Source organism: Kitasatospora sp. MY 5-36, assembly GCF_001182915.1.
GTDB lineage: Bacteria > Actinomycetota > Actinomycetes > Streptomycetales > Streptomycetaceae > Kitasatospora.
This window is the reverse complement of the sequence record NZ_LFVW01001129.1, coordinates 1-1,791: the sequence shown is the minus strand read 5'-3', so window position 1 is coordinate 1,791 and position 1,791 is coordinate 1. Positions and strand designations below refer to the sequence as shown.

At 75.8% G+C, this 1,791-nt stretch carries 2 protein-coding genes and 1 pseudogene; 1 reads left to right on the top strand and 2 read right to left on the bottom strand.

Annotation, left to right across the window (positions count from 1 at the left end):
• Nucleotides 1-220 (bottom strand): annotated as a pseudogene (locus tag AE652_RS40760) (hypothetical protein); the annotation flags it as partial.
• 137 nt (nt 221-357) lie between these two features.
• Entirely contained in the window at nt 358-918 is a 561-nt protein-coding gene (locus AE652_RS40755) for a DoxX family protein (RefSeq protein WP_049660922.1), read from the bottom strand.
• Between the two features lie 213 nt (nt 919-1,131).
• Between AE652_RS40755 and AE652_RS40750 the strand changes: the two genes are divergently transcribed.
• On the top strand, nt 1,132-1,764 hold the full coding sequence (locus tag AE652_RS40750) for a MarC family protein (RefSeq protein WP_049660921.1): 633 nt from the start codon (nt 1,132-1,134) through the stop codon (nt 1,762-1,764).
• The last annotated feature ends 27 nt before the right edge of the window (nt 1,765-1,791 follow it).

The following is a 1,791-nucleotide window of genomic DNA, read 5'->3' as shown; positions in this document are numbered from 1 at the left end:
CGCTCGCACCCCGCTCCACCGCGGCCGCCGCCCCGGAGGCCACACTGCTCGCACTCTGGCCGGAGGAGCAGCCCGCGAGCGCCGCCGCACCGACCACCGCGGCGGCCAACACCCCTGCCACCGCCCGCCGTTGGCGGCGCAGCGGCGGTGCGTCCAGGTCCTGGGCGGTGGCCCTCGGCGGGGTACAGGCCCTCGCGCGGGTGAGCGGCTGGCGGTCCATGCGGTCCCTCGTTTCCGGTCGGCGCCGGGCTGCCCGGCACACCTCCCGGCCCACCCTCCGAGGGCGGGCGGGCCTCCACCAGCAGGGCTGCTGCCTCCGGGTGAACCGGCCTGCGGGACCCGCCTCCACGAGGGGCCCTACGAGAGCCCCGAGCCCTCCTGCTCGTCCGCCTCCACCGCGGCCCGCTCCTCGCGCAGCCGCACCTGGTGGCGGCGCCGGGCGACCGCGCCGTACGCCCCGGCGGCGCTCGCCACGAAGGCCACCAGCCCGACCCACGGCCGGTCGAAGACGTGGCCGGTCAGGTGGTCCAGCGAGTACCGGCCGGCACCGGCCAGGCCGATCGCCAGCCCGGTCGCGCCGAGGAAGGCCGGGTACTCGTAGCCGCCGGACATCGCGAAGAAGCCGGCCGGGGCGTGCACCGACACCGCGCCCGCCATCGTCCCGGCCACCACCGCGCCGGCCGCCGGGGTGGCCAGCCCGGCCACCAGCAGCGCCCCGCCGCCCGCCTCGCCGAGGCCGGCCGCGAGCGCGCTCTCCCGGGCCGGGTGGAAGCCCATGTGCTCCATGGCCTGGGTGGTGCCCTCCAGGCCGCCGCCCCCGAACCAGCCGAACAGCTTCTGGGTGCCGTGCGCGATCAGCACCCCGCCGACCGCGCCGCGCAGGGCCAGCAGGCCCAGGTCCTTACGGTTCAGGCACATGTCGCATCCTCGCTTCCGCGGCGGGCTGGTCCCGCTCGCTGGCAGTCCTGCCTCCATAGCAACCGAGAGCGCCCGTCCCTTCGAGCCGGGACCGCCATCCGGGCGAATTCGCCCCTGCCCAGGAATGGAACGGCCGCCGGGGAGATTCACGCCACGCCCGGCCGCGGGGCGTGGCGCCCCGGCCGCCCGGGGCCGCGCGGTCATGCTGGGCCCATGTTCGTCTTCAACCTGGGCAGCGCCTTCATCACCTTCTTCGCCGTGGTCGGTCCGCCGAAGACCCTGCTGGCCTTCGCCCGGCTGGCCGGGACCAGGAGCAACCTGGAGCTGCGGCGGCTGGCGGCGCTGAGCACGGCCATCTCGGCGGTGATCGGCCTGGTGCTCGGCTTCGGGGCCGACGAGCTGACCACCCTGTTCCACATCAGCGACCAGTCGCTGCAGCTCGCGGGCGGGGCGATCTTCTTCGTGTACGCCGTCGCGCTGGTCTTCGGCGTCCACCTCGGCTCGGACGGCGAGGAGGACGAGCACCTCGCGAACCCGCTGGTGGACGGCATCCGCGAACTGCTGCTGCCGTACATCGCCAGCCCGCTCGCCATCACGGCCGTCCTGGTCGCCTCGCTCAACCAGGACAACTGGGGCTGGAAGGCCGCCGTCTCCGGGGCGTACGTGGCCGTCGCGGTGATCAACTACCTCTGCGTGGCGGTGCTCGCCCCGCTGATGCGGCGCACCCACCGCACCTCGCTGGAGGTGCTGTCCCGGCTGCTCGGGCTGCTGCTGGCGGCGGTCGGCGTCGAGCTGTTCCTGGAGGGCCTGGCCGGGCTCGGGGTGCACCTGCCGACGGGGCACTGAGCCCGGCCCGCCCCCAGCCCCCGCCCG